General features: G+C 42.9%; 7 protein-coding genes. All 7 read left to right on the plus strand.

Annotated elements, in window-relative coordinates; translation table 11 throughout:
* Positions 1-35 precede the first annotated feature (35 nt).
* Positions 36-953, plus strand: coding sequence for an ABC transporter permease (locus AC1DUA_RS00625; protein WP_477497876.1), 918 nt, complete (start codon positions 36-38; stop codon positions 951-953).
* 14 nt (positions 954-967) lie between these two features.
* Positions 968-1,906: a carbohydrate ABC transporter permease gene (locus tag AC1DUA_RS00630; RefSeq protein ID WP_477497877.1), complete on the plus strand. Its 939-nt coding sequence runs from the start codon at positions 968-970 to the stop codon at positions 1,904-1,906.
* 90 nt (positions 1,907-1,996) lie between these two features.
* Positions 1,997-3,496 (plus strand): ABC transporter substrate-binding protein, encoded by a 1,500-nt coding sequence (locus AC1DUA_RS00635; RefSeq protein WP_477497878.1) that lies wholly within the window; start codon positions 1,997-1,999, stop codon positions 3,494-3,496.
* Between the two features lie 160 nt (positions 3,497-3,656).
* Complete coding sequence (locus AC1DUA_RS00640) at positions 3,657-5,054, plus strand: glycoside hydrolase family protein (protein ID WP_477497879.1); 1,398 nt, start codon at positions 3,657-3,659, stop codon at positions 5,052-5,054.
* Positions 5,055-5,311: 257 nt separating this feature from the next.
* Positions 5,312-6,841: an extracellular solute-binding protein gene (locus tag AC1DUA_RS00645; RefSeq protein WP_477497880.1), complete on the plus strand. Its 1,530-nt coding sequence runs from the start codon at positions 5,312-5,314 to the stop codon at positions 6,839-6,841.
* A gap of 84 nt (positions 6,842-6,925) precedes the next feature.
* Positions 6,926-7,846 (plus strand): ABC transporter permease, encoded by a 921-nt coding sequence (locus tag AC1DUA_RS00650; protein WP_477497881.1) that lies wholly within the window; start codon positions 6,926-6,928, stop codon positions 7,844-7,846.
* A gap of 14 nt (positions 7,847-7,860) precedes the next feature.
* Positions 7,861-8,226 (plus strand): ABC transporter permease family protein (locus AC1DUA_RS00655; RefSeq protein ID WP_477497882.1); only part of this gene is annotated, 366 nt, incomplete at its 3' end.

Below are 8,226 nucleotides of genomic sequence, written 5' to 3' on the forward strand. Positions count from 1 at the left end.
ACAACAACAGTTGCATACTGCTGGGAGGGAAGAGAATGCAGATCAAAACGGAGTGGCAGCACTTCAAACGCAATAAGGAATTGTTCGTGATGTCATTACCTGCAATTCTTTATAAATTGATTTTTAACTATTTGCCATTGATTGGCTTAGTCATTGCGTTCAAGAATTATCGTTACGACCTTGGCATATGGGGGAGCGAATGGGTAGGATTTAAAAACTTTCAATTCTTTTTTAAATCTGATGCTGCATTCACGGTTACACGGAACACAATTCTCTACAATATCTCCTTCATTCTTGTGACGCTGGTACTAGCATTGACGCTATCGATCCTGCTTAACGAAGTTTCGAGAAGATGGATAAAGCTGCATCAAACGGTTTTATTTCTGCCTTATTTCTTATCTTGGGTCGTTGTCGGCTATGTCGTCATTGGGTTCCTTGATCATAAGAATGGGTTCATGAATGTCATTCTCGAAACGTTCGGACAACAGCCAATTAAATGGTACGAGCAGGCGCAATACTGGCCATTCATTATTATTCTTACCCAAGTTTGGAAGGCTGTGGGGTTCTCAACACTTATCTATTATGCAGGCATTCTCTCCATTGACTCGAGCTATTATGAAGCGGCTAAAATTGACGGAGCTTCCAAGTGGCAACTGGTTCGCAAGATCACGATTCCACTCTTGATGCCGTTGATCGTAATTTTATTTATTGTAGATGTAGGTAAAATATTCCGATCCGATTTTGGTTTGTTTTACTTTATCCCGAATGACACGAGCTTCCTGTATAACGCGACAGATGTTATCGATACGTATGTGTATCGTTCGCTAAAAGTTGTCGGCGATATCGGCATGTCTACAGCAATCGGGCTTTATCAAGCTGTCGTTGGATTTATTCTGGTTCTGTTAGCTAACTGGATCATTAAAAAAATAAACTCGGATAATGCGCTCTGGTAAGGAGGGAAATGTTGATGTCTATGTCGCAAGTAGAGGTAAAGATTAGCAGAAAAAGAGAAATAATAAAATTAAAGGAAAAGGGGACGAATTGGTCGTCCCATATCATCAATGCGTTCTTCAGTTTAATATCATTAGCGTTTATCATACCTCTTGTTTTGGTCGTCTCCATCTCATTAACGGATGAGAAGTCTTTGCTGGAAGATGGATACCGTTTATTTCCACAGGTTTTTAGTATAGAGGCTTACAAGTTGATTTTACAGGCTCCCGAAGCGTTACTTCATGCTTATGGAATTACGATTTTGGTTACCCTTCTGGGGACGTTCATCGGCTTGATTCTCACAAGCTTAACAGCCTATACGATTTCGAGACGCGATTACCGGTATCGCCGGATCATGACCTTGYACGTCTTCTTTACAAGCTTGTTTAGTGGTGGACTTGTTCCGTTTTATATCCTGGTCACGCAGTATCTACACCTGAAGGATTCGATGTGGGCGCTAATCGTTCCTTATTTACTCAGTCCGTTCTACATCCTGGTGATGAAAGGCTTTATGGATAAGCTTCCGATTGAAATCATAGAATCTGCGAAAATAGACGGCGCGAACGAATGGCGCATTTTTTTTACGATGGTGCTTCCGCTATCGCTTCCTGCTCTCGTAACCATAGGGCTGTTCATTTCATTCCAGTATTGGAATGATTGGTGGTTGGGCTTACTGTTCATCGATAATCCCAATCTGGTTCCGCTCCAATTGCTGCTTTACCGGGTGATGAGTACCATTGATTTCTTGTCGAGTAATATTTCGATGGTCAACGTCGACATCAATCTGGCAGATTTCCCGAGTTTATCGGCTAGAATGGCGATGGCTGTTCTTGCGGCGGGACCGATGATGGTGATTTTCCCGATGTTTCAACGATTTTTTATCAGCGGGCTCACGGTAGGCTCCATTAAAGGTTAATCATAATGTTCGTTATCATGCTGTAAAATGCTGAAAAGCGAGAATGGCAGCTGATATATTGGATTGCACATTCAAAGAGGGGGAATCGAGATGAAAAAGAACATGGGTAAAGTATTGGCAGGGGCCATGAGTCTGGCATTGATTTTAACGGCATGCGGAGGAGCAAAGTCCGCAGAGAGCCCATCGGCAACAGGGAAAGCTGAGTTGGCACCAGTGGAGTTAGTATGGAATTTTCCATTAAGCGCCATTCCACAGGATCTGCAAAGCGTTCAGGAGGCAGTCAACAAAATTACAAAGGCAAAAATTAATGCGACAGTCAAGTTGCAAGCGCAGACATTCGCAGACTACAAGCAAAAAATGAATACGATCGTCGCCTCAGGCGAAGGTTACGATATTGCCTGGGTGTCCAACTGGAACTGGGATTACGTTCAAAATCAAACGAAGGGCGCATTCATCCCGCTTGATGAACTGATTAATAAATATGCGCCGACCCTGGCGGGGTCCATGCCGAAATTTGTTTGGGATGCCACCAAGATTCAAGGCAAAATTTATGGCATTCCGAACTATCAGACGGTAACAAATAAAGAAGGTTTTGTCATTCAAAAGCGGTTTGCCGATAAGTACGGCTTGGACACAGCGAGCATTAAAAAGGTGGAGGACATTGAACCCTTCTTGCAGAAAGTGAAAGATGGAGAGCCGAAGGATACGGTACCATTTCTGAATGATCGTCTTGGAAGGTTCGGTACGATGATTAAGTATTACGGGATGGAGATCATTGGCAATCAGAACAGTGCAAGCGGCGGGGTAGATCTGAAAAATCAGGACAAGGTTATTAATCTTTACGAATCTCCTCAATTTGTTCAATATTTGAAATTAATGAAGCAATGGCATGATAAAGGTTATATCAATGAGAATGCAGGTACACTCAAAAATAAAGAGGATATTATTAAAACAGGCAAGGCTGTCGTACAATATCACAATGTTCTTAAACCAGGGGGAGAAGCTGCGGCCAAAATAGGCAATGGAGGTAACGACGTCATTTATGTGCCGTTAACAGAAACTTTCGCCAATACCGGGTCGATTATTACGACGATGCAGGCGATAAGCAAAACGTCCAAAAATCCGGAACGCGCGATGATGTTGATCAATTTGTTGAATACCGATAAAGAGCTTTATAACACACTTTGTTATGGCGTGGAAGGCAAACACTATACGAAGTCAACAGATAACGTCGTAACAATTAATAAAGATGCCGGTTACAACGTTAATGCCAGCTGGGTCTTCGGCAACACGTTTAACGCCTATCTCGCTGAAGGCACAGACCCGCAAGTTGTTGAGGAGACAAAAAAGGAAAATGAGACTGCGAAGCCATCTCCGCTGATGGGTTACAAATTTGACAATACGCTTGTAACAGCAGAGATTGCTAATATTCAGTCCGTCCTTGATCAATACCTGCCAGGTCTGACAACAGGTACAGTGAGTGGGGATGATAAATTAAAAGAATTCCAAGATAAGTTGAAGCAAGCCGGTATAGATAAGGTTATTGCCGAAATGCAGAAGCAACTTGATGAGTGGAAGAAGACCAAATAATTCAATAATTTTCAGAATCATGCTTACGGTGATCTTAACATTCCGTAAGCATGATTCATTATAGTTAATTGATGAAGCTGATCAAGTGCCTACCAAATGTGAGAAGAAGTAAATTTGAAAAAGGGCAAGAAAACCTAACTGTCAAAAGGAGCAATTGGATATGAACGTTTTTGTTAATGCTGCAGACTACGGATTCACTCCTGAAGCAACGGGAGTCGCTAACGCGGTAGCTCTTCAACAAGCCTTGGACGCTGGCGGTACAATTGTTGTAAGTCGCCCAGGAACATATAAGCTCTCGCGAACCGTTTATATTGGGAGCTATACGACTTTACTTTTTGGAAATAACGTGTTTTTGCAGAAGCAAGACGAGGAAGGCCAATTCTCTCATGTTCTCCTCAATAGAGGAGCCTTGACCAAAACGTATGATGAGCATATTTGCATTGAAAATCTTCATATTGTTGTGAATGGAATGGATATTCGCAAGTTTGACGAGGTCTTCGGCTTGCATGGACAACTGGCGTTTTTTTATGTGAAGGATCTAAAAATTGAGAACTTTCGCTGCTTCGACATGGGTAAAATTCAATACGCAATACATGTATGTACGTTCGAGGATCTCATCATTCACAATGCGATTATTAAAGGAGACAAAGACGGTATTCATCTTGGTAGAGGCAAACGATTTCATATTAGCGACTGTGTCTTCGACACCTTCGATGATGCCGTCGCACTCAATGCTCATGATTATGATGTGGGAAATCCGGAGTTGGGCTGGATCGAGGATGGTTTGGTAGAAAATTGCCACGATCTTGCACGGAGCCAAGAGGATAACGACTGCGTAGGCTACTTTTGCCGAATTCTAGCCGGTGCATGGATGGACTGGGAGGGAGGCATGGAAGTACAAAAGTCAGATACGGTCGTTTCGAATGGACGTCTCTATCGGGTGAAGGCGGATCCGGATTCAAAAGTATATGTATCAATTACTCGGCCAGAGCATGCGACAGGCACTAAAGTTCTGGACGGCATTCACTGGACTATGGTGCAAGAAGATATCACATACACCGCAGGGGTGCGGAATGTGACGTTCCGAAACATTGTTCTAAGTAAAGCTAGAACCGGCTTTTCCGTCCATTTTGACAATGACAGGTATAGTCGATCCTATTATCCGGGCGCACAGATTCCTGTACAGGAGCAACTGCTGTTTGACAACATTCGGGTAAAGCACAAGTATAGGAAACCTTTTATCTCCGTCGACACCCCAGTTGATGTATTGACCATTACAAATTCCATATTTCAAGACAACGTGATCGAATTCCATGAAAACAAGGCAATGGGAGATTATCTTGCAACCAGAATTAATCTCATTGGTTGTGTATTCAATCAAAAGGGCATCATGGAACTGATCAATAACAGCGTGATGGATAAAACGATTAGATTTAAAAGCGTGGCCAGCATGGAAATCAATAATGAATTTTGTGTTAGACTTGCTCAGGGTCCGGGGAGGATTCATGTGGATTCGGACCTGACAGTAGAGATGTGTAATGACCAGGGGAAGATCTAGAAGACTAGTGTGGAGATTATGGAGATTTTCAAGAGGCTGAATAAGGACCGGGACTCCTAAGGGGGTTCCGGTTTGTTGTTTTTGTGCTTTTTAATACAGCGAAAGAATGAACATTTTTATCACTAACTGACAATCTTTCAGGGAGCGGAGCTGTGGTACAAAAACCATAATAGTGTCGATATACGATTGAGACAGGGATATACTACGCTATTGTGGAAGTGATCATCACAAGTGAAAAGGGAGATGAGGAATACGATATGAGGAATAAAGCATTTGCAAAACTTGCAGGTACAGCTCTAGTCATTGCCATGGTTGCCGGTTGTTCTTCACAGAATAATACGGCTACAGGTGTAACGGGTCAACCGTCAACATCCTTCAAGCCTGCTGAAGCCGTTACCTTAAAAATGATGACCAGCAATCATCCAACTTGGCCTTATAACAAAAATTGGCCTGTCTACAAGTACTTGAAAGAGAAAAGCAATGTTGCGCTGGACGTGCAAACACCACCAAATGATTATGAAACAGCGATTAGTCTCGCTGTATCCTCGGGAGATATGCCTGACTTTCTAATTGTCCCCAGTACACAAGTCGCGAACAAATATGGAAATCAAGGCGCATTGATTAATATCTGGGATCATCTTAAGAAAATGCCCAACTACGATGCTTTCTTGAATAGTAATCCTAACGTGAAACAATCTGTGATGTCGGCTGACGGCAAAAGCTACTTCTTCCCGATGGCGGGACTGGAAAAAAGATCGAGAATCTCTTGGATTTACCGCGATGATGTATTCAAGGCAAATGATTTGAAGCCACCCAATAATTATGACGAGCTATATCAAGTCGCAAAAAAACTGAAAACCTTATATCCAAGCAGCTATCCAATTGCATTTTTCGATAAACTGTCCTCCATCACGAATATCGCCTCGAACTTCGGTACGATGAACACGCAGTACTATGATTTTGACAAAAAAGAGTGGCGGTTCGGTCCGATCGAGGATAACTACAAGCAAATGATCGAATATATCAATAAATTTTACAGCGAAGGCTTGATCCCTCCTGATTTCATGGCGATGACGCAGAAGCAATATGTCGACTTGTTTGCTCAGAATAAGACGTTCTTGGCAGCCAATTATATTGGCAACATTGATGAAATCCCAGTTCAGGTCAAAAGCGTGATACCGGAACTGAGCCTCTCTTTTATGCCGCCACCGAAAGGCGGAGCGAACGGTGTTCAGATGAACCCGTTCAGCGCTTATTTGTCGAACGGCTTCGCCGTCGCTTCGACCACTAAGCATTTGGATGAAACGCTGAAGTATATCGACTTCCTTTATTCGCCGGAAGGCATTCAAACGGCCAGCTGGGGCAAAGAGGACGAGACCTTTACATATGCGAATGGGCAAAAGCAATTAAAGTCTGACTACAAAAGCTTGACGGATTTGCGCATTCAGTCTGGCATTGCAACTGTGGGATCTTATACCGTTCTTGACGTAAATGCTTACTGGCCTCTGGATTCGAAGAATTTGCAAGAAGGATATAAGCAACTAGGTAATTTCGAGACCCAATCACAGCCTCGGATCGCCTTTACGGATAAAGAGCTTGAGATCGTATCGACTGTTGGCCAAAGCGTGAATAAATACAGAGACGAACAAATTTCCAAGTTTATTCTGGGACAGAAGAAAATGAATGAATGGAATGACTATGTAGCTGAGATGCAAAAGCTTGGGGTTCAAAAAGTATTGGACGTGTATAAAGCAGCTTATGATCGTGCGCTAAGTTTCCAGAAATAAATAGCACCCTGGCCCGCTGCATGCTTTGATTATTCGGTCTGTGCGGCGGGATTTTCAGGGGTCATAGAAGGGGAGTGATGCGACTTGAAATATGCACCTGCGAGCAGTGTCTTGAGCAAGATCAGACGTGATAAATACTTATTGCTATTATTTCTGCCATGTCTCCTGTATTTTGTCCTATTCAAATATGTTCCGATCTTCGGCATTGTCATCGCGTTTAAAAACTATAACCTGTTCAAAGGTATCATGCAAAGCGACTGGGTCGGGGTCAAATATTTTGTCATGTTTTTCGAGAATCCCGATTTTTATAAAATTATTCGAAATACCTTGCTGCTGGGGATTTACAATATTCTGTTCGGCTTCCCGGTGCCCATCGTACTAGCCCTGTTATTAAACGAGTTAAAGAACCGATTATTTCAGCGTTTTGTCCAGACGGCCACTTACTTGCCGCACTTTATTTCCAATGTGGTGGTCGCAGGCATGGTTGTAACATTTTTATCGCCAACCGTGGGGATTGTGAATCATCTATTGGGTTTCTTCGGGCACGAACCGATTACCTTCATGGTTGAACCGGGATGGTTTCGCACGATATTCGTAACGTCGGGGATTTGGCAGCATGCAGGTTGGGGAACAATCATCTACTTAGCTGCACTTACCGGCATAGACCCGCAAATTTACGAAGCGGCTAAGATTGATGGAGCTAACAGGTGGAAGCAAATGAGACATATAACGTTGCCAGGCATCTCGCAAGCCATCGTCATCGTGTTGATCTTGGACATTGGAAGTCTGCTTGAAATTGGCTTCGAGCGCGTCTATCTGCTATCCACGCCTGTTACCTACGAGACGGCCGATATTATCAGCACATATGTTTATAGGGTAGGACTTGTGGATGGAAATTACAGCTATGCGACGGCTATTGATCTATTCACTGGCCTCATCAGCATTATCTTCGTTTATACGGCGAATACGATCAGCCGTAAATTTAGTGAAAACAGCTTGTGGTAAAGGCGGGAATCTGCATGAAAAGACGTTTCTCAGTATTTCAAGCTAGCAATGCATTGCTATTGGGTTTAGCTGCTATTAGTACACTTTATCCGTTTCTGTATATGATTGCGATCTCGTTAAGCGATCATGCTCATGTACTGAAGGGGGATGTCTGGTTATGGCCCAAAGGGGTCAATTTGGAAATGTATGCCTATGTATTTAAAGACGGTCGTATATTTACAGGTTATCAAAATACAATTATTTATACCTTAGTAGGTACATTCGTCTCCTTGCTTGTGACTTCGATGGGTGGCTATGCGCTATCTAAAAAAGAGATGGTCTTCCACAAGACGTTTACATTTATTGTTCTTGCAACGCTGTTCGTCAATGGTGGCATGATC

Source organism: Paenibacillus sp. 01T422 (genome assembly GCF_056398785.1).

Coding starts and splice junctions, on each gene's coding strand:
- AC1DUA_RS00625 (WP_477497876.1), top strand. CDS start 36: ATGCAGATCAAAACGGAGTGGCAGCACTTCAAACGCAATAAGGAATTG.
- AC1DUA_RS00635 (WP_477497878.1), top strand. CDS start 1,997: ATGAAAAAGAACATGGGTAAAGTATTGGCAGGGGCCATGAGTCTGGCA.
- AC1DUA_RS00640 (WP_477497879.1), top strand. CDS start 3,657: ATGAACGTTTTTGTTAATGCTGCAGACTACGGATTCACTCCTGAAGCA.
- AC1DUA_RS00645 (WP_477497880.1), top strand. CDS start 5,312: ATGAGGAATAAAGCATTTGCAAAACTTGCAGGTACAGCTCTAGTCATT.